The sequence below is a fragment of the Aceticella sp. 75b-Ac genome (genome assembly GCF_056032965.2).
In genome coordinates this window covers 1,069,675-1,089,588 of sequence record NZ_CM190971.1, presented here as the reverse complement: position 1 = coordinate 1,089,588, position 19,914 = coordinate 1,069,675, and the positions used below count along the sequence as shown (strand labels likewise).

At 33.1% G+C, this 19,914-nt stretch carries 22 protein-coding genes; 16 read left to right on the top strand and 6 right to left on the bottom strand.

The annotated features are described in order from the left end of the window. Nucleotides 1–5: 5 nt before the first annotated feature. Nucleotides 6–389 (bottom strand): zinc ribbon domain-containing protein, encoded by a 384-nt coding sequence (locus tag AC0LWJ_RS05800; RefSeq protein ID WP_503031494.1) that lies wholly within the window; start codon nt 387–389, stop codon nt 6–8. 661 nt (nt 390–1,050) lie between these two features. Here AC0LWJ_RS05800 and AC0LWJ_RS05795 point away from each other — a divergent pair. Next, entirely contained in the window at nt 1,051–1,593 is a 543-nt protein-coding gene (locus AC0LWJ_RS05795) for a flavin reductase family protein (protein WP_474238552.1), read from the top strand. On the opposite strand, the gene ytaF is transcribed toward AC0LWJ_RS05795, so the two are convergent. Further along, nucleotides 1,494–2,111 (bottom strand): sporulation membrane protein YtaF, encoded by a 618-nt coding sequence (ytaF, locus tag AC0LWJ_RS05790; protein WP_096231122.1) that lies wholly within the window; start codon nt 2,109–2,111, stop codon nt 1,494–1,496. The genes AC0LWJ_RS05795 and ytaF overlap by 100 nt on opposite strands. A gap of 201 nt (nt 2,112–2,312) precedes the next feature. Between ytaF and AC0LWJ_RS05785 the strand changes: the two genes are divergently transcribed. Next, nucleotides 2,313–2,948 (top strand): fibronectin type III domain-containing protein, encoded by a 636-nt coding sequence (locus AC0LWJ_RS05785; protein ID WP_503031406.1) that lies wholly within the window; start codon nt 2,313–2,315, stop codon nt 2,946–2,948. 77 nt (nt 2,949–3,025) lie between these two features. On the opposite strand, the gene AC0LWJ_RS05780 is transcribed toward AC0LWJ_RS05785, so the two are convergent. Beyond that, on the bottom strand, nt 3,026–4,609 hold the full coding sequence (locus tag AC0LWJ_RS05780; RefSeq protein ID WP_503031405.1) for an IS1182 family transposase: 1,584 nt from the start codon (nt 4,607–4,609) through the stop codon (nt 3,026–3,028). Nucleotides 4,610–4,751: 142 nt separating this feature from the next. Here AC0LWJ_RS05780 and AC0LWJ_RS05775 point away from each other — a divergent pair, with 142 nt between their 5' ends. The 4 genes from AC0LWJ_RS05775 (at nt 4,752) to AC0LWJ_RS05760 (ending at nt 7,667) form a co-directional block, all read left to right on the top strand. After that, nucleotides 4,752–5,900 carry a stalk domain-containing protein gene (locus AC0LWJ_RS05775; RefSeq protein WP_474239518.1) on the top strand — a complete coding sequence of 383 codons (1,149 nt, stop codon included), beginning with the start codon at nt 4,752–4,754 and terminating at the stop codon, nt 5,898–5,900. A 132-nt stretch (nt 5,901–6,032) separates the two neighbouring features. Then, a complete protein-coding gene (locus AC0LWJ_RS05770; RefSeq protein WP_474239510.1) occupies nt 6,033–6,539 on the top strand; it encodes a gluzincin family metallopeptidase in 507 nt (168 codons plus the stop codon). Nucleotides 6,540–6,644: 105 nt separating this feature from the next. After that, nucleotides 6,645–7,178: a M1 family aminopeptidase gene (locus tag AC0LWJ_RS05765; protein ID WP_474239508.1), complete on the top strand. Its 534-nt coding sequence runs from the start codon at nt 6,645–6,647 to the stop codon at nt 7,176–7,178. 327 nt (nt 7,179–7,505) lie between these two features. Further along, nucleotides 7,506–7,667 carry a hypothetical protein gene (locus AC0LWJ_RS05760; protein WP_474239506.1) on the top strand — a complete coding sequence of 54 codons (162 nt, stop codon included), beginning with the start codon at nt 7,506–7,508 and terminating at the stop codon, nt 7,665–7,667. On the opposite strand, the gene AC0LWJ_RS05755 is transcribed toward AC0LWJ_RS05760, so the two are convergent. Both AC0LWJ_RS05755 and AC0LWJ_RS05750 read right to left on the bottom strand, forming a co-directional pair. After that, nucleotides 7,664–7,900 carry a hypothetical protein gene (locus AC0LWJ_RS05755; RefSeq protein WP_474239505.1) on the bottom strand — a complete coding sequence of 79 codons (237 nt, stop codon included), beginning with the start codon at nt 7,898–7,900 and terminating at the stop codon, nt 7,664–7,666. The genes AC0LWJ_RS05760 and AC0LWJ_RS05755 overlap by 4 nt on opposite strands. A gap of 548 nt (nt 7,901–8,448) precedes the next feature. Then, nucleotides 8,449–8,598 (bottom strand): hypothetical protein, encoded by a 150-nt coding sequence (locus AC0LWJ_RS05750; protein ID WP_474239504.1) that lies wholly within the window; start codon nt 8,596–8,598, stop codon nt 8,449–8,451. 543 nt (nt 8,599–9,141) lie between these two features. Between AC0LWJ_RS05750 and AC0LWJ_RS05745 the strand changes: the two genes are divergently transcribed. Together AC0LWJ_RS05745 and AC0LWJ_RS05740 are read left to right on the top strand one after the other, a co-directional pair. Next, nucleotides 9,142–9,399 carry a type II toxin-antitoxin system Phd/YefM family antitoxin gene (locus tag AC0LWJ_RS05745; RefSeq protein ID WP_474239502.1) on the top strand — a complete coding sequence of 86 codons (258 nt, stop codon included), beginning with the start codon at nt 9,142–9,144 and terminating at the stop codon, nt 9,397–9,399. Continuing rightward, nucleotides 9,384–9,647 carry a Txe/YoeB family addiction module toxin gene (locus AC0LWJ_RS05740; protein WP_474239500.1) on the top strand — a complete coding sequence of 88 codons (264 nt, stop codon included), beginning with the start codon at nt 9,384–9,386 and terminating at the stop codon, nt 9,645–9,647. The genes AC0LWJ_RS05745 and AC0LWJ_RS05740 overlap by 16 nt, the downstream gene beginning before the upstream one ends. A 735-nt stretch (nt 9,648–10,382) precedes the next feature. Here the strand turns inward: AC0LWJ_RS05740 and AC0LWJ_RS05735 are convergent. Beyond that, entirely contained in the window at nt 10,383–10,568 is a 186-nt protein-coding gene (locus AC0LWJ_RS05735; protein WP_503031404.1) for a hypothetical protein, read from the bottom strand. A gap of 135 nt (nt 10,569–10,703) precedes the next feature. On the opposite strand from AC0LWJ_RS05735, the gene mraZ reads away from it, so the two are divergent. The 8 genes from mraZ to murD all read left to right on the top strand — a co-directional run bounded on the left by mraZ (nt 10,704) and on the right by murD (nt 19,911). After that, the gene (mraZ, locus tag AC0LWJ_RS05730; protein WP_474239499.1) at nt 10,704–11,135 is read left to right on the top strand and encodes a division/cell wall cluster transcriptional repressor MraZ; all 432 of its coding nucleotides are present in this window, start codon (nt 10,704–10,706) and stop codon (nt 11,133–11,135) included. 9 nt (nt 11,136–11,144) lie between these two features. Continuing rightward, nucleotides 11,145–12,071, top strand: a complete 927-nt coding sequence (gene rsmH, locus AC0LWJ_RS05725) for a 16S rRNA (cytosine(1402)-N(4))-methyltransferase RsmH (RefSeq protein WP_474239497.1) — start codon at nt 11,145–11,147, stop codon at nt 12,069–12,071. A gap of 29 nt (nt 12,072–12,100) precedes the next feature. Then, nucleotides 12,101–12,523: a cell division protein FtsL gene (ftsL, locus tag AC0LWJ_RS05720; RefSeq protein ID WP_284680636.1), complete on the top strand. Its 423-nt coding sequence runs from the start codon at nt 12,101–12,103 to the stop codon at nt 12,521–12,523. A gap of 51 nt (nt 12,524–12,574) precedes the next feature. Continuing rightward, nucleotides 12,575–14,611 (top strand): stage V sporulation protein D, encoded by a 2,037-nt coding sequence (locus AC0LWJ_RS05715; RefSeq protein WP_503031403.1) that lies wholly within the window; start codon nt 12,575–12,577, stop codon nt 14,609–14,611. Between the two features lie 86 nt (nt 14,612–14,697). Further along, entirely contained in the window at nt 14,698–16,149 is a 1,452-nt protein-coding gene (locus tag AC0LWJ_RS05710) for a UDP-N-acetylmuramoyl-L-alanyl-D-glutamate--2,6-diaminopimelate ligase (RefSeq protein WP_474239493.1), read from the top strand. Then, a complete protein-coding gene (locus AC0LWJ_RS05705; RefSeq protein ID WP_474239491.1) occupies nt 16,146–17,534 on the top strand; it encodes a UDP-N-acetylmuramoyl-tripeptide--D-alanyl-D-alanine ligase in 1,389 nt (462 codons plus the stop codon). The genes AC0LWJ_RS05710 and AC0LWJ_RS05705 overlap by 4 nt, the downstream gene beginning before the upstream one ends. 47 nt (nt 17,535–17,581) lie before the next feature. Further along, entirely contained in the window at nt 17,582–18,529 is a 948-nt protein-coding gene (gene mraY, locus AC0LWJ_RS05700) for a phospho-N-acetylmuramoyl-pentapeptide-transferase (protein ID WP_474239516.1), read from the top strand. 17 nt (nt 18,530–18,546) lie between these two features. Then, complete coding sequence (murD, locus tag AC0LWJ_RS05695; protein WP_474239514.1) at nt 18,547–19,911, top strand: UDP-N-acetylmuramoyl-L-alanine--D-glutamate ligase; 1,365 nt, start codon at nt 18,547–18,549, stop codon at nt 19,909–19,911. Nucleotides 19,912–19,914: the final 3 nt, after the last annotated feature.

Sequence of the window (19,914 nt, the reverse complement as noted above, 5' to 3'; positions counted from 1 at the left end):
GTGAACTACATCGCCAATAAATTGGCGTGCTTCGTGCTCCCAATGAAACCTTGATGAAAGTTCCACCGGTACGCAACAGGGGTGTCAAACCCCACTACTGCCGTGACAGGTTTTCCCGTCCTTTGCAGATACTTCTTCATTATGTTGTATGCTCCCACGCAATCAGCATTAAACAGTTTGTTTTCTACAACATACAGCCCTCTTTGTTTACGGTTTGCTTTATTTGCAGTTTCTTTGTTTATTTCTTTTTCATAAGGACTGCATTGGCTTGTGTATCTTTCTTCTTGCTTTTCTACAATTATTCCTTTATCTTCTGCTTTATACGTTATCAGGTTTTCTATTTTTTCAAACGAACATTTGTGGAGTTTTTGATTGTTTACGTGTCCTATATCTTTGTTTTCCCGTATATAAGTTGTTAAACAGCAAGATACTACATCCTAAAAAATTAAGATTAAATAAGCTGACTTATCATAAAAAAGTATAAAGATTAAACATGCATTTGTCAAGTGAAAAATTTTTATATAAATTTTATAGAACTTTTAGAACTGTTTAGTGTAAAATATAAATACAAAGAGTCGCAAAAATAAAATACAGAAAAATAACTAGAAAAAGTTATTGTCAACATCTCATATACTGCACTTTAGTTGTAACAACTAAGGGGGTAGAAAGGAATGTTAACAATAACTCAAACTAAGCATATCGAAAAATTGCATTGCGGCAGAGAAAAAACTGTAATTTAGTTATGCAGTGACAGTCTATCGAGACCAAGTAAAAAAGCATTTACAACTATATAGCACTTTTAAAGTCCGTGTATGTAAAAAAATTGTCCTTATTACGCTTGTCGTAGAAGCAATGTTGTATAATAATAATCAAGAAATGGCATTTGGAAAATATCATAGAAAATAAGGAGAGCATAAATGTTTATGAAATATCAATCAAAAAATAGTAAATTTAACTTGTTGTTAGTTTCTGTGGGCTTACTTATAGTACTTATTGCAGTATTTTTGAGTAAACACAACCTTATAACTGACTTATTGGCAGAAAGTCATATTGGTTACAACAAGGGAAGGTGACAAAAACAATATAATGACTATATCATGGCATATGGTTATGGATTTTGTCCCGCACATTGCAATATCGACCGGAGCATGGAACCATTCATTTACAACAATGATGGAGACAAGGGAATGTGTAATAGCCATACCTGATGCGGATATGATTGAGAAGGTGGTAAGAATTGGGACGGTATCAGGTATGAAAGTTGATAAGTTTAAGGAGTTCGGACTGACACCACTGCCTGCAAAAAGTGTCATGGCACCGCTTATAGAAGAATGTATTACATGCCTAGAATGTAAGGTTGAGGATTATGTTGAGAAACATGGAATTGTTATTCTGAAAGCAATTCGTGTGTGGTTGGATCCCGACAAAAAAGGAAAACGCACATTTCATGCGAATGGCAATGGTACTTTTACAGTAGACAGTGATAAGTTCCTTTACATAATTTGTTTTAGACCTATTAATATAAGTAAAATACCCGCAATTATGGTTGCTTTTTTGTTTAGGTTCCATCTATTGAAGAAATCTGTAATATAGTTTCCTATCCAAAGTGCTAAAAAGCTTATTAAGGCTGAAAAAAGTCCGATAAAAAACGAATTAAGGCCTATCATGCCAGCACTAAACCCTCCACCAATATTGTTTATTGAAAGTGCTATACCGAGAAATGTCGCTTCCTTATAATCAATATCCTTAGAATTGTCAACATCTGCTTTTTCGGGTTTTCTAATTATCGCATATATGCTTTTATCTTCTTCACTATTATTTAGTTCTTCATTTGAATTATAGTTCTTTTTGAAATACGGTTCAAGCATTATCCATAATCCTATAGCGGTAAGTAATAACATACTTAATAAGGATGTGATATGTCTACTTAGGAAATTTGATATTATACTACCTGATAAGGCTGCAATAGTAGAAATAATAAAAGTAATGAGAGATATCCATAAATTTTTCATTATAGGAATTTTTATACCTCGTATACTATATGCTATCCTAACACTAATATTATCAAGATTGTTTGCGAGTGCTATAAAAATTGTATATAAGAAATGCATTTTAGGCTTCCCCCTTTGTGATACTTATTACGTACATTGACATTATATGATTGAAAAACAAATATGTGTTGCGTCCATGTTTTTTATATTTAACAATTACATAACATACTTTTAACAATTTTTACATCTTCGTAACATTGATTTAACAAGAAAGTATTATTATGTACTTGTACATAAAAATTCAAAAGAGGTGTTTTGATTATGAAGAAGTTTTTATCGTTATTAGTTGCATTAGTTATGGCAGTATCTATTTTTGCAGCACCTACGGCTATATTTGCTGATACAAATACTACAGGTGCGAAAGTTATGCCGGACCATATTACACTTACATGGACACAGGACCCTATGACAACACAAACAATTACATGGAGAACTGATACAACAGTTAATTCAGGAAAGGTTCAGTATGGAAAAGATTCAGCATTAAAAGATGCAAAGACAGTTGATGAAAAAGCACGAAAATTCACATCAGACCTCGGCGATATGAATATTCACTCAGTAACTTTAACAGGATTAGAACCTGGAACAAAATATTATTACAAAGTCGGAGATGGTACAAACTGGAGTGATATACATACCTTCACAACGGAAGCAAAAGATACAAATTCATTTAAGTTTTTAATATTTGGTGATAGCCAGAGCGGAGTTGCAACAGATCCGCAATACGGTCCATGGAAAACAACAATCCAAAATTCATTTAAAGCAAATCCAGATGCAAAATTCTTTATTAATGTTGGGGACCTAGGAGTCCACTCGAAAATAACTTATCTGCCGGTTAAGAATTTTTATCATCGCATAAATTATCAGAATAATCTCTATTCAAAGAAATATATATGATTTTGTTATTGATTTTAATATGTATATTATGGCTTTATTGACCTGTTATTGCTATTTTTAATATCCTTAACCATTCTTTAAGCCGTTTTTGGGCAGACTTCCCCCTTCTTAATTTGTCTATTACAAATTTTAGAAATATGTTTCGTTATTATTTTGATATTATTGTTTATTGCTACCATTATCATTTGCCATCTTATTTTTAATTTTCCTCTATACCTTCCTTTACGTCCGCCATGCCTGGTAAGTTCTGATATGTTTCTTTCTACATTCGGTCTTTTTGCATAGTCTTCTTTAAATTCATCTGTTTTTTGATATTCCCTTTGTTCTTGTATTTCTTTTTCATACGGATGTATATTTATTGTTCTCCCTTTTTTTGATTTTGTACATTGGTCTTTTAGCGGACAATCATTACACTCTTCTGCTCTAAATTTCACTGTAACTTGCTCATGTTTTTGTGTTTTTTCAGTATCAAATTGTTTTATATGTCCATTGGGACATTCTACTGTTCCTTTTTCTAAATCAATTTTGAATTCTTCTTTTGAAAATCCTCCACTTGGATTTGTTGCTTCCGGCACTCTAATGCAAAAATCTGTTCCTTCTTCTTTCCTTTTTTCTATTTCTTCAAAGTCACTATATGCACAATCTCCATACAGTTTATCTATATCAACGCCGTTTCTTCGGCTTTGTTCTATAAGATCACTCATATGTTCTCCATCTGCTATATTTGCTCCATCAACTTCTATTCCTACTACTACTGAGCCTTTTTCTCCTCCTGTTATAATTTCAGCTTTGTATCCATCTGATAATTTCGATGAGGTCTTTCTTCCATGGCGCATTTCATCATCTACTACTGATATTATTCTGTCTTTTGCTGTTCCTTTTATCATTTTTACATGCCCGTCGTTTGTTATTTCAACATCTTGTAATGCTACTCTTTCTAATAATTCAATTGCTTTTTTTAAATCATCTTTTATATCTTTTTTTGTTTTTATATTTTCTACGAGTGATAGTGCATCTTTAACAAGTTCTTCGAGTAATTTTGCTTTTTCTTTTTCGTTTTCCCATGCTATTTTGGGTTTTTTGATATTTTCTTTATAATCTGTTCTTTTCAGTATTTTTTTCGATTCATCTTCCATTTCGTAAAACTTCATGAAACGGAGAACCATCTTTATCCCTTGGTATATCATAGTGTAAGTATCTTGTCTGGCACAGGAACCCCAAATCATGAATGAATCTATTATGTGTAAGTTGTCTTTATCAAACAGTCCTACTTCTTTTGCCTGACTAATTGTTTTAATGAATATTTCTTTTCCTATTTCGCTGTTAAACAGTCTTTTTCTATGATCACATAATGTTACTGCATCTATTCCATCAAAATCCCGTGGTGCGGTTAATGCATATTTAATTCTGTCATCGAATCGTGATTCTTCTTCCATTTCACGATCAGAATATCCTTTTTCAAATTGTATCAGCATCGCTGTAAATGTATATACCGGAGATATGGATTCTCTGCCATAGTATGAGAAAAGTGGCTGAAACATTTCTTCATTAAGATTATTAAATACCCATGTTCTTAATCTATGATAATAACTATCTTCAGAAATTTTTCCAAGTAACCAATAATCTGAAAATGACATTTGTCTGTCTGCTTTTCCTAACATTTTTATCACCACATTTTTCTTATTATATTATTTATATTATATCATAAAAATAGCTCTTAAGTGCTTATTTCATATGTGTTCAGGAGTATTTTTTATTGTAAATTATATGGTTTTCAATAACATATTTGTTAATTTGTGATTGATGATTTCGAGTGGACTCCTAGTTGAAATTGGACAGATGTACGCACATTGGAACAATTGGTTTGATGCAGCAAAAGGTGTAATTGACACAGTACCAGAAATGCCAGTGCAAGGTAATCACGAGACATATCAATCGAAAAATTATGATTCAGCTAAACCAAAAGATTTTGTGAATCAATTTGTAGTACCACAAAATGGACCTGATAGTTTAAAAGGTCAGACATATTCATTTGACTATGGCAATGCACATATAGTAATGCTTGACAGCCAAGAAGATGAGGAAGAGCCTGTTGCAGGTGATATATTAGAAGCACAGAAAGTATGGCTTGATAAAGATTTAAGTAGCACAAATAAGACATGGAAAATAGTTTTCTTCCACAAGACACCATATTACAATAAAGCGACAAGATCAAATGAACAGATAAAAGCAGCATTCCAACCTATATTTGACAAATATCATGTTGACATAGTTTTCAATGGACATGACCACGGTTACTCAAGGACATATCCAATTAATAATGATCAATATGTAAATAGTCCTGCAAAAGGAACAGTGTATGTAGTTACAGGGAGAAGCGGTAATAAATACTATCCAGACCTTTCACAGAAAGTATGGGATGCTTTCTTCTATGACCCGCAAGATCAGCCAAACTACATTGTTGCAGATGTCAATGGGAATACACTTACAATAAAGGCTGTAAAACAGGATGGAACACTTATTGACACATATTCAATAACAAAGAATTCTGATGGAACAGAGACAGATTCACCAAAAACAGTTGTACCAACAAAATTCAATGCAACTATGCTGACTATATATGGCAATATGCTTCAACAGCCGTTTATACCAGCAAATCCAAAACAGATAAATGGCAAATGGTATGTACCTGCAAGAGCATTTATGCAATACCTTGGCAGCAATGTAGACTGGAACGACAATGGTACAATAAATCTAACATATGGGAAAATAAAAGTAGACATTGCTATAAATAGCACTGCTGCAAAATTAAATGGCAAAGATTTGACAATATCAGATCAAATAGTATTAGATAAAGGTTTAACATGGATATCAGCAGATGATTTAAAAACATTATTTGGTTTCAGCTATAAATATGATTCAAATACAAACATGCTCATGTTCGTAAAATAATTTAATAATTATCCAAAAGGCACTATGTACATCATAGTGCTTTTTGCTTTTCCATATTTATTTAAATTTTGTTCTAATATTTGATTATTTGTACTAATATATAGTGAACAAAAATATGGAGGAGCTGGTGGTATGAGAAGTAAAAAATTTATATGGGCGGTAGTCTTGGTTTTTATCATTGCTCTTTTGATCCACTTTGCACCGTTTGGAAAGAGCAACCTTACATCATACACAATGGATTTAAAATATGATGATGCAAATAAGATAATATCGGGTTCAGAAACGATAGATTTTTTAAATACTGATGATGTTCAATTAAGCGAAATATACCTCCATTTATACCCCAACGCTTTTAAAGAAAAGGATAAAGCGCCATTTACAAAGGAAGAGATAGGCTTAGCATATCCTGATGGATTTAAGCCAGGATATATAGAAATAAGCAATGTGTCATTTAATGGCAAAGTACCAGCTACATACAGCATTGATGAAAATACCGGGCAGGTTATGAAAATACTTCTTCCAAAGAGGCTTAATAAAAATGACAGAATAAAATTCACTATAAATTTCAAAGTAAAACTGCCACCATCGGCAGGAAGATTCGGCTACGGCAAAAATACTGTTCAGATAGCGAATTTTTAGCCGATTGTATCAGTCTATGATAAAAATGGGTGGAACAATGATCCATATTATGCACTTGGGGACCCATTTTATAGTGATGTATCAAATTACAACGTAACACTGACAGTGCCAGAAAACATTGTAGTTGCATCAACAGGATTAATAAAATCAGATAGGCATAAAGGCAATAATGATGTAATGTCAATAAATGCATCAAATGTTAGGGATTTTGCTTTTGTGCTGAGTCCAAAATTCAAAGTGGCTGAAGAAGACGTTGATGGAATAAAAGTAATGTCATATTATTTTGACGAAGACGTAGGTACAAGGGCATTAAAATATGCAAAAGATGCAGTGAAGTTCTATAACAGCTACATCGGTAAATATCCATATAAGCAGTATAGTGTTGTAGAGTCAGACTTCTATATGGGTGGTATGGAATATCCGAATTTAGTTATGATTTCAAAGGATTTGTATTCTAAGAATAATATATTTAATTTGGAATATGTGATTGCACATGAAACGGCACATCAATGGTGGTACGGTGTTGCTGGAAATAATGAAGTGAAGGAGGCCTGGCTTGATGAAGGGTTGACAGAGTACATGACAATAATGTACATTGAAAAATACTATGGCAAAGCGACAGAAGAGACGGTGCGATGATGACATAAGCACGAGCGATCGACGCACTCTTTGACCCGGCTGTGGCAGACCGAGCGCGACAACACGCGCGGGCAACAATGATACTTTTTCACGACCTCCCATAGACTTGAGGGGGAGCCTCTGCGGTATGCGTTACTCTAGCAAAGGACGGTACAAGTAGAGCTATGATGCGGCAAAGCTAGTCGCAGCCTGAAATATCCTCTTGCCAGGGAGCGTGGCAAATACGGCAGAACATCGCCATCAGAGATCATAGGCTGGCCCTGTTCTTTGTGGGGCCAGCCTATTACTGCGATGCCGATGGAAAAAGCACTGGAAGGAGGGCGGGCTATGCCTGTTATGAATCTGAAACAAATGAAAAATGTAATAGGTGGCGTAATAATAGAAAGTACAAAATTGTCTGCCATCCAAACTGGCAGACCGCTCGGTGTTTCCGGGCGTAACCCATTCGAAAAATCTTCAAAGTATCGGGTAATTTTATTTTACCACTAACACATATTAGGATTTAAAGAATTTATAAAGTATTTTAGTGTATATGACTTACCAGATCCAGGATCTCCTGTTATTAACCCAAATCCTTTTTTATCTTTTAAAAATTCTAATCTGCTCATTGCTTGTATATAATCCTGTGATTTGTAATGATATTTTACATCACAGTCTTTAGAAAATGGATTAAATGTTAATCCATAATATACATTGAACATTGTTTTTTCTCCTTTCTTCATAGTGATAGGCAAGGTTTTGATGTTATCTCTACCTTTTCCCCCACTCCAAACCGTAAGTGAAACTTTCGCTTCATACGGCTTTCCAACGATTAGTTTCCATTATGGGTTCAGATATTAGCGTCTTCGCTTTTATCTGCCTATAACAATTCTCTCGTTTTATTAATCTTTTTAATTTGTTTCCTTTAAAAAGATTAAATCAAGTTGCTCCTTAAGCTGTCCTTCGGTCTCTACCTTGCTATTTATATGCACAGGGCATCGTTTCCTCTGTGATTTATTACCTATATTTCAAGGACTTTCAAGGTTTATCTTGCGGGAACTATTATAGGTAACTAATCGTCTGGTGTTCTTCGTTCTATGTTATTTTTAACACTTCATTACTACTATGACACCTCTGACTTCCTATAAGCTTCATCATGTCGCTGCATTCCGCTTATAGGCTCTCCTGTGTTCCGACTCATCTATCCTTAATTAAGACCTTTAGGAGGGTACTATATTCCGAGAAGTTCACACCAATGTTTGAGCTATAGTTGTTCGTTGGCTATTACAGGTTATTTCAAGCCTGTATATGCACAATAAGTAAATAGTATTGTACATAACTTCCATTGTTTCCATATTTCTATGGCTTTTCTTGACGGAGTTTCAGACATATCTTTCTTGCGTCTCCATAGGTCATGGATGCCCGCACCATTATTATCCATGCTCTGCATAGCGCAGAATTTAGGTTTTCAGGTTACGACTTTACCTGGCTTCATACTGTCGTACATAGCGATATACAACAGCATGCAGGAGTATCAGCACGCACACCGCTTTGGCTTTGATATGCCTCATCAGCGTTAGCTCTGTGTGGCAGAGGAATTTCACCTCTGAATTTAATGAGTCAGTTATCATGCCATTTCTGATATGTTGGCGTTTTTCCTACCTTATCAGGGTAGGATTATCGCACGAACGCAGCGCGCAAGAAATAAGGTATGCGCATACCTTTTATTATTTTTCAAAAAAGGCAGTAGTCAATGAAGCAGGAAGATCCATTCCATAACACTATCGTGCCTGGATAGTGCAGGTCCACAAACGTACACTAATCTGTGTGCGTTTTTTTTGTACAACGTTTCAATCCTTCCTTTCAAAACACTTTTATAGATTGTAGCTTTTTAGGATTCACCGGCGGGAATCCTAAAAAAATAAAAAATTTTTATTGACGTACGTTTTTATGTACGTTATAATTATCTACAGAGGTGATTTAAATGAAGATAATGTCTGTAACAAAAGTAAGACAGAACATATATAAAATAATTGAGCAAATAAGGAAGAACAGCGAACCAATCCAAATAACTTCTAGAAAAGGCAATGCAATTTTGATTTCTGAAGAAGACTGGAACGCAATTCAAGAAACATTGTATTTGTTATCAGTACCTAACTTAAAAGAAAGTATTATGGATGCAGATAAAATTCCATTAGAGGAATGGAAGGATGAGGAAGACTTAGGATGGAATATAAATTAAAGTTTTCAAAATATGCTTTAAAAGATGCAAAGAAACTAGAAGAATGCGGATTGGATAAAAAAGCAAAAGAAATTTTAAAAATATTAAAAGAAAATCCATATCAAAATCCTCCTCCTTATGAGAAATTAAAGGGAGATTTGCGAGGAAAATTTTCAAGAAGAATAAACATACAGCATAGAATAATATACGAAGTTTTGGAAGAAGAAAAAGTTGTAAAAATCTATAGGATGTGGACACACTACCAGTAAAAACGTTATTTCATTGCTATTATATTATAAAAAACGCAGGTGAACTTAAGGCATCAGGTTTAACCTGAGCGGATTTATAGTATGCAAAAGGTAATAACCAATATTTAGGAGGTGGTCATAAGGTTATTTATAACCAAATCTATACTCATGTATATTTCGTTATCTTCTTTCTGTGTGATGAGCGGTAACTCGGTAATAATATGAACCTTATATATCCTTGTTTTGGATAAAGGCATTATTTCGATGACTTTGGGATATTTGTCTTTATTTTTGTATTCACTGGGTATTGTTATGTAAAGATAATCAACGTTTATATCGTATTTTTCTTTTAAGTATTTTTTCTGCTGTTTGGGTACAGATAATCTTATTTTACCGTCAATGATTTTAAATCCTTTGTTTAACCATCTTACATTGAAATTTGTATGTTTGTATCTTGGCGGTTTTGGATTTTTTATTCCGCCTGTTTTTCTTAATTTATGATATGACTGCCATGCTTCATGAAGCTGTTTTAATGTTTCTTGTGCTGATTGTGATGGCAGGTTTTTATACCAGAAGTTGTTTTTTAACCTTGATTTTTGGTCATACCAGTCAGGGTATTTTTTGTCTTTATTCCAATTCTTTATTTCATAGTTTGCTGCATTCCATAGTTTTGATGAGGCATATGTTAAGGAATTTAGGATTATGATTTGTTTTTCATAAGGACTGCTTAAATTTCTGACCTCTCACATCCGATTTTTAATTTCTGTTTTTTACGCATGTTCTTGCATGAATAAGATTATTTTTATTCATACATATAATGTATAATAGTGTATTAATAAGGTCAATAATTAACAGTATTTTTTGATATATCATCATAAAACCGGCTTTCATCTCTCCAATAAATTGGAGAGGATTCCCGCCGGTGAATCCTATATTTTTCAATTTAGATTTTTTATTTTTTTTAAAAAAAATTTTTTAATTTAGAAGGATTTTTAAGTTTTATATAGAATAATAAATATATAAAGTGGTTTAAAGTGGTTCAAAGTGGTTTAAAGTGAAATAAGGTTTGGTGATTTTATGCTGATGGGTCAATTTGAACATTCAATAGATACAAAAGGAAGAATAATAATACCTGCCAAATTAAGAGATGAACTGGGTGAGAAATTTATTCTTACTCGGGGTCTTGATAATTGTCTTTTTGTATATTCATTAGCAGAATGGGCTAACATAGAAATAAAACTAAAATCACTTCCGCTTAACAAGAAAGACGCCAGAGCATTTACGAGATTTTTTCTTGCCGGTGCGACAGAATGTGAAGCAGACAAACAGGGGAGAGTCTTGATACCGATGAATTTACGTCAGCATGCAAAAATTGATAAAGATGTGGTGATTATTGGCGTGTCAACAAGAATTGAAATATGGAGCAAAGAAATATGGAACGAGTATTTTAATAATGTAGATATATCTTTTGAAGATGTTGCAGAACATCTCGATGATTTAGGGATTTAGGGTGATATTATGGAATTTATACATAAAAGTGTTTTGCTTGATGAGGCGATTGATTTTTTTAATATTAAATCAGATGGCATATATGTAGACGGAACAGTTGGCGGAGGCGGTCATTCATCTGAGATAGTAAAAAGGTTGAAAAGTGGCAAATTGATTGCAATAGACAGGGATATAGATGCTATAAATGCGGTAAGGAAGAAACTGAAAGAATTTAATAATATTGAATATATTCATGATAATTTTAAAAACATAAAAAATATATTGAATATGCTTAATATTGATAAAGTTGATGGAATCTTGCTGGACTTGGGTGTTTCTTCATATCAATTTGATGAAGCTCTGAGGGGTTTTTCATATATGAAGGATGCTCCCCTTGATATGAGGATGGATAAAAGCAGTAAATTAACTGCATATGATGTGGTAAATAAATACACTGAAGAGGAACTTGCAAGGGTTATTAGGGAATACGGCGAAGAAAAGTGGACTAATAGAATTGCTAAATTTATTGTAAAGGCAAGGGAACACATAATTGTAAAAACAACGTTGCAATTGGTAGATATAATAAAAGAAGCAATACCTGCTTCTGCAAGAAGGGAAGGACCGCATCCTGCAAAGAGAACCTTTCAAGCTATCAGAATCGAAGTGAATGAAGAACTTAAAGGACTAAATAAGGCAATTACAGATATGACGGATGTCTTAAATAAAGATGGCAGAATCGTAATCATTACCTTTCATTCACTTGAAGATAGGATTGTAAAAAATACGTTTAAGCGGTTGGAAAATCCATGTACTTGTCCACCAAAATTACCGTGCACCTGTGGCAAAAAACCGATAGTAAAAATTTTAACAAAGAAACCTATAATTCCGGATTCCAAAGAACTTGATGTAAATCCAAGGGCAAGAAGCGCGAAATTAAGAGCTGCTGTTAAACTTTAGAGTTCTAAATAATAAGGGGGAAGAATAAATTGATATTGACAGACAAAGAATACAGTTATGATTACAGGTCATATAAAGAACCATCAAGGGCTAAAAAACCTCGTAATAAATTAAAAAATTTATTTTTGATTGTGTTTATTTGTTCACTGAGTTTTGTAATATTGTTAAGATATTCGATTATTTATCAAAAATCGGTATTATTGAACAAAATGGAAACGAAACTTGCATATACCGAGAATTTAAATAGGCAATTAGAAGTAGAGATAGCATCACTTTCAGATATGCAAAAAATTGAATCAATTGCAAAGGATAAGCTTGGAATGATTGAACCTGAAGGGGGGCAGAGAGTTTACTTGAATGTAGGAAGCGATAAAAAAAATGATGTACATATGACAAACAAAAATGAAAATAAAAGTATTTTTTCTAAAATACTTGGTTTGGTGGTGAAGTAGGGGGGATTTGAGATATTGCCAAATATTTTGATAAAAAAGAGGATTCTCTTTTTGCTATTTTTGTGTACAACTGTGATATTTACACTTATTTTAAGGCTGTTCTGGATTCAGGTAATTAAGAGCGAAACATATCAAAAGATGGCTTTACCCCAATGGACACTGGATGTATTGGTTTCACCAAAAAGAGGTATAATCTTTGATAGAAATGGCAAGGCACTTGCAGAAAGTGCCAGTTCTAACAAGATAAGTATTGTTCCAAAAGATATAAAGGATTCTGAAAGGGAATTTGTTGCATTAAAATTGGCAAAACTACTAAACATAAAAGAAGAAGATATATTCAAAAAGATATCTAATCATGGAGTTCAAGAGGTATTGATTGCCAGGAGGGTTAATGATGACATAATAAATGAAATAAGAAAATTAAATATTCCCGGAATTATAATTTCTGTTGATACTAAAAGGTACTATCCTGACAAAAACTTAGCTTCGCATATTCTTGGTTTTACAGGTGCAGACAATCAGGGGCTTGATGGCATAGAATCTGTTTTTGATAATTATTTAAGGGGTATACCGGGAAGAATATCTTTTCCAATGGATGCCATTGGAAGAAAAATGGAGTATGGAACAGATCAATATTATGCGCCTGTAAATGGATATAATGTTATTTTGACGCTTGATGAAACAATACAGCATTTCACAGAAAAAGCCCTTGACGATGGAATAGCCCATGCAAAGCCTACAAAAGGAGCAGTTGCTATTGTAATGGATCCTAAAACCGGTGAAATATTGGCTATGGCCAGCAGACCTGACTATGACCCTAATAATCCGTTTGCAGGTTCTAAGGAGGATTTATATAAAAAATGGAGAAATAAGGCTGTTTCCGATTCATATGAACCTGGTTCTGTTTTCAAAACTGTTACTGCATCAGCTGCACTTGAAGAAAATGCAGTTAGCCCGGATGATCAATTTTACTGTCCCGGATATATTACAGTAGCCGGGCAAAGAATAAACTGTTGGTCAACACATGGAAGTGAAACATTTGTAAAAGGCGTGCAAAATTCCTGTAACGTTGTATTTGCAACAGTTGCACAGAGATTAGGTGTTGATAAACTTTATAAATATATACATGTATTTGGATTTGGACAAAAAACAGATATCGTTCTCCCTGGGGAAGCACCTGGACTAATAATGAAGGAAAAGAATGTAGGTCCTGTTGAACTTGCTACGAATGCCTTTGGACAGGGGATTGCAGTTACACCGCTTCAAATGATAAGAGCAGTATCAGCTATTGTAAATGGAGGCAAATTGATGGAGCCGCATATTGTAAAAGCAATAGTCGATGATAAGGGGAATCCTGTAAAAGAGTTCAAACCAAAGATTGTAAGGCAAGTTATATCTGAAAAAACCTCTGCAACAATGAGGAGCATTTTGGAAAGCGTAGTTTCTGAAGGGACAGGGAAGGCTGGCTATATAGAAGGATATGATGTTGGTGGTAAAACAGGTACAACAGAAAAATATGCTCCTGGTAAATATGTAGCATCATATATAGGTTTTGCACCGGCAGATGACCCAAAAATAATTGTACTCGTTGTAATAGATGAGCCAAATGCAGAAACTCACTTTGGAAGTGCATTGGCAGGTCCTGTTGCTAAGAGTATATTGCAGGACTCATTAACATATTTAGGGGTAAAACCAAAAGGTATAGAAAAAAAACCTTTAGTAGTTGTTCCTGATATTAAAAATATGAAACTTAGTGATGCTCAGAATACCCTTATGAATGGAAAATTAAGATGCACTCTTCAAGGAAATGGCAACGTCGTTGTCGATCAAATACCTAAGGCCGGTGCAATGGTGGAAGAGGATACATTGATTGTTTTATATTTAAATAATTATGAATCAAATCAAAAGGTTGAAGTACCTGACTTAAAAGGGAAGACCGTTGTTGAGGCAAGTAATATTCTGAATGATATAGGATTAAAGATTAAAATAAATGGCAGTGGTGTTTCAGTTAGTCAAAAACCAGAAAAAGGAGAACTGGTAGATAAAGGAACAACCGTAAGTGTAGATTTCAGGCCATTGGAAAATTAATCTATATATAATATGATGTAATACATTTATGCAGGCTATGTAATTGTGTTATACTATTTAATATATATTAGAAAAGGAGGCCTATTATGAGACTTACGGATATATTAAAAGATATAGAGTTTGAAATAAAGGGAGATATAAATGTTGAAATCAGAGGCATCTGTTACAATTCAAAAAAATGTGATAAGAATTTTATCTTTATTGCGATAAAAGGGTTTAAGGAAGATGGGGCAGATTTTATAAATGATGCTATAAAAAGAGGCGCAAATGTTATAGTGATTGACAGAGACGTAGAAATAACAGGGAATATAACCGTAATCAAAGTGAAAAACTGTAGAAAGGCAATGGCGAAAATTTCATCAAATTACTATGGCAACCCCACCAGCAGATTATTTTTAATTGGTGTAACTGGTACAAATGGTAAAACATCTGTTACATACATGATAAAATCAATCCTCGAAAGCCAGAATAATAAGGTTGGGCTTATAGGCACCATACAAAATATGATAGGGAATAAGGTTTTCCCCTCAGAACATACAACTCCTGAATCTCTTGATTTACAGAAGTTTTTCAGGGTAATGGTTGATGAAGGTGTTAAATATGTTGTTATGGAGGTTTCATCACATTCGCTGGCACTTAATCGGGTTGATGAATGTGATTTTGATATAGCAGTATTTACGAATTTAACAGAAGATCATCTTGATTTTCACAGAACAATGAAAAATTATGCCGATGTAAAAAAGAAACTTTTTCAAATGGCTAAAACAGCTTGTATAATCAATATTGATGATGATTATGCATCATTAATGATAGAAAGTTCCAATGCAAAAGTACTTACATATGGAATTAAAGATTGTGCTTATATAATGGCTAAGGATATAAAGAACAATTTAAAAGGAACAAGATTTAAAGTGCAGATTCAAGATACAGCAGAAGAAATAAGTTTAAAGATGCCAGGGCTTTTTAATGTATACAATGCGCTTGCGGCAATATCAGTTGCATATTTTCTTAAAATTCCGCTTAATACCATTAAAATGGTTTTAAGCAAAATTCAGGTAAAAGGAAGATTTGAAGTAATAGATTTAGATGTTCCATATTATATAATAATAGATTATGCTCATACACCAGATGGTATTGAAAATTTAATGAAAGCACTTGACGAATACGAAACAGGCAGGAAAATTTTATTGTTTGGATGTGGCGGTGACAGGGATGTTAATAAAAGACCGATAATGGGGGAAATAGCAGGTAAGCATGCTGATTTATGCATACTGACATCTGATAATCCTCGTACAGAAGAACCCATGGAGATTATTAAACAAATAGAAAAAGGAATAAAAAAGACCTACTGTCCTTACGTAATTATAGAAAACAGAAAAGAAGCCATAAGGTATGCGTTATCTGTTGCAAGGGAAAATGATGTTGTAATACTTGCAGGCAAAGGGCATGAAACATATCAGGTATTGAATGATAAAACAATACATTTTGATGAAAGAGAGATAATAAGACAAATTTTGGATGAGGATGAAAACAAGTGATGGATTTAAAAATTAGTGAAATAATAAATGCATTAAATGGTGAAATGCTTCAGGGTGATAAAAATATATTAATAAACGGGATAAGTACCGATTCTCGTACAATTAAAAAAGGAGAGCTTTTTATACCGTTAAAAGGTAATAATTATGATGGTGAAAGATTTTTGGGGGATGCGCTTAAAATTGCAGCTGCTGCATTGACTGCAAATGAGAAAAACAAGAAACTTATTATGTCTGATAAACCATTGATTTATGTGAGGGATACATTTGAAGCGTTACACAAACTATCAAGGTATTATAGGGATAAATTTAATATTCCTGTAATTGCTGTTACCGGCAGCAGCGGTAAAACAACAACAAAGGATATGATACATGCTGTTTTATCAAAAAAATTTAATGTACTAAAAACAGAAGGAAATTTTAACAATGAAATAGGTCTTCCGCTTACAATTTTTAAGCTTAATAAATTTCATCAAGTTGCGGTAATTGAAATGGGAATGAGCGGATTCGGCGAAATAAAAACATTGAAGGACATATCTAATCCTGACATCGCTGTTTTTACAAATATAGGTGTTGCACATATTGAAAAACTAAGTTCTCGGGAAAATATATTAAAAGCGAAATCAGAACTTATTGAAGATTTTACAACTGAGAATACCATTGTGATTAATGCAGATGATGATATGCTTATAAAGCTTCTTAACAAAAAAGATGTTCAGTTTTATACTTACGGAATAAGAAATGGCGATTACAGAGCATATGATATTATACAGTTTGAAGGTGGTTTAAGATACAAGTTTAAAACCCCTTTTGAAAGCATGAATGTTGAATTAAGTATTCCGGGGATACATAATGTATACAATTCAATGGCAGCTATTTGTATTGGACTTAAATTCAATGTAAAAAAAGAAGATATAGTGAAAGCATTAAGAGAATTCAAACCAGGTAAAATGAGGCTTAATATTATAAATACAGGAAAAATAAAGATAATTGATGATGTTTATAATGCAAATCCAGATTCAATGAAAGCAGCTATTTCTGTATTAAGAGAAATGAAACAACGGCGTAAAATAGCTGTTCTTGGTGATATGCTTGAACTTGGTGATTATTCAGATAAAGGTCATAGGGATATTGGCGAATATGTTTATATAAGTGGAATAGATATCTTAATTACTATCGGAAATTTGGCGGAAAAAATAGCTAAAGCCGCTCAAAATTCAGGAATGGCAAAAGACAATATATATATATGCAGTAGTAATACTGAAGCAATTGATATATTAAAGGGAAAAATAAGGAATAATGATGTTATACTTGTAAAAGGTTCAAGGGGCAAAAAAATGGAGGAAATTGTTGAATATTTGAAAGGTGATTATGAAAGAATTACTTAATATTTTATGAGTTTTCGTGATTAAATATTATGGGGGAATTTATGAATATGCTTAAGATGATATTTGCAACAATAGTATCTTTTATTATATGTTTAATATTAGGTTCAATAATAATACCGGAATTGCATAAGTTGAAATTTGGACAGAGTATAAGGAATGATGGACCTAAAACCCATTTAAAAAAAGCAGGGACTCCTACAATGGGGGGAATTATATTTATCATTTCGGTAGTTATAACAGATATGATTTTTTCAAAATGGGATAAATATATGGCACTTGTTTTGCTTATTACATTAGGATTTGGTCTTATAGGTTTTGCAGATGACTTTATAAAAATTTATTATAAAAGGTCTCTTGGGCTTAATGCAAGACAGAAGCTTTTAGGACAATTTATTTTAGCATTTGTACTTGCATATTTTGCAAAAAGCTTTATAGGAACAGATGTCATTATACCTTTTTTAAAAAGAAATATTGACCTAAGTATTTACTATATTCCATTTGTTATGTTTGTTATTGTTGGTACTGTAAATAGTGTTAATTTAACAGATGGTCTTGATGGGCTTGTATCGGGTGTTTCTTTTATGGTTATGGCATTCTTTGCATTGATAACATTTTTTATTGGCAATACTTCGTTATTTATATTTGCAGCTGCTTTTACCGGTGGATTAATTGGCTTTTTAAAATTTAACAGGTATCCGGCAGAGGTATTTATGGGTGATACAGGAGCATTTGCAATAGGCGGTGCAATTAGCGCATTAGCATTAATGACAAAATTGCCTGTTATACTGCCCCTTGTTGGAATTGTCTTTATGATTGAGGCGTTATCGGTAATTATACAAGTAATATCTTTTAAACTTACCGGTAAAAGAATTTTTAAGATGAGCCCTCTACATCATCATTTTGAGTTATCAGGCTGGCATGAAACAAAGGTGGTATATGTATTTTGGTTTGTTACGTTAATTGCAATATTTGTAGCATTTTTTAGTGTAAGTTAGGAGGATATCAAATGGAAATGAATTTAAAAGGGAAAAAAGTTATTGTAGCCGGTCTTGGATTGAGCGGTAGAGCTTTATGCAGGGTTCTATCCCAAATAGGTGCAGACGTATGTGCATATGATTCAAAACCAGAAGAAGAGATTATAGATACTTTAGCGGAACTAAAACAGTATAATATCAATATATGTTTAGAGGAAATACCGGATAGCATATTTGAAGATGTTTGTATGCTTGTAGTAAGCCCGGGAATACCAATGGATTCTCAAATTATTAAAAAAGCCATAGAAGAAGAAATTGAAGTCATAGGTGAGGTGGAACTTGCCTACGAGGTTTCAAAAGCTCCGATATATGCTATTACAGGAACAAATGGAAAAACCACAACCACATCACTGCTTGGAGAAATATTCAAAAATTATGGTAAGAAAACTTTTGTTGCCGGTAATATTGGATATCCATTAATTGATGCGGTTATGGAAGCGCAAAGTATAGATGTTATTGTTGCTGAAATTAGCAGTTTTCAGTTGGAAACAATAAAAAAATTCAAACCGAAAATAAGTTCAATTATAAACATAACACCGGATCATTTAAACAGGCACAAAACCCTTGAAAATTATGTAAATATAAAGGGACGTATATTTGAAAATCAGGATATGGATTGTTATACAATACTAAACTATGACGATGGGAATGTACGGAAATTATTTAATAAACCCAAATGTCGTATTTTTCCTTTCAGCAGGATGAGTATATTAAATAAAGGTACATTTTTAAAGAATGGCATGATTTATATTAAATCAAACGGAGAAGAAATTCCTGTAATAAAAACAGAAGATATATATATTCCAGGTGGGCATAATGTTGAGAATGCAATGGTTGCAGTATCTATGGCTTATCTTGCCGGTGTTGATATAGATACAATTTCATATACTTTAAAAACATTTAAGGGTGTTGAACATCGTATAGAATTTGTCAAACAAATAAATGGAGTTAAATATTTCAATGATTCTAAGGGAACAAATCCTGATGCGGCAATTAAAGCAATTGAAGCTATGAATGGACCGATCATTTTAATTGCAGGAGGATATGACAAAGGTGTAGATTTTGACGAATTTGTAAAGGCTTTTAAGGGACGTGTAGTAAAAGTTATATTATTAGGTACAACCGCAAAAAAAATTTTTGATACCGCAATAAAATATAATTTCGAAAAAGATAACATAATAATTGTAGATAGCTTCGAGGAAGCTGTTCACAAAGCTTTTGAAATGTCAAAACCCGGTGATAATGTGTTGCTATCTCCGGCATGTGCAAGCTGGGACATGTTTAAAAGCTTTGAAGAAAGAGGAAGATTTTTCAAGGATATGGTGAAGGAACTTAGGGGGTAGAAG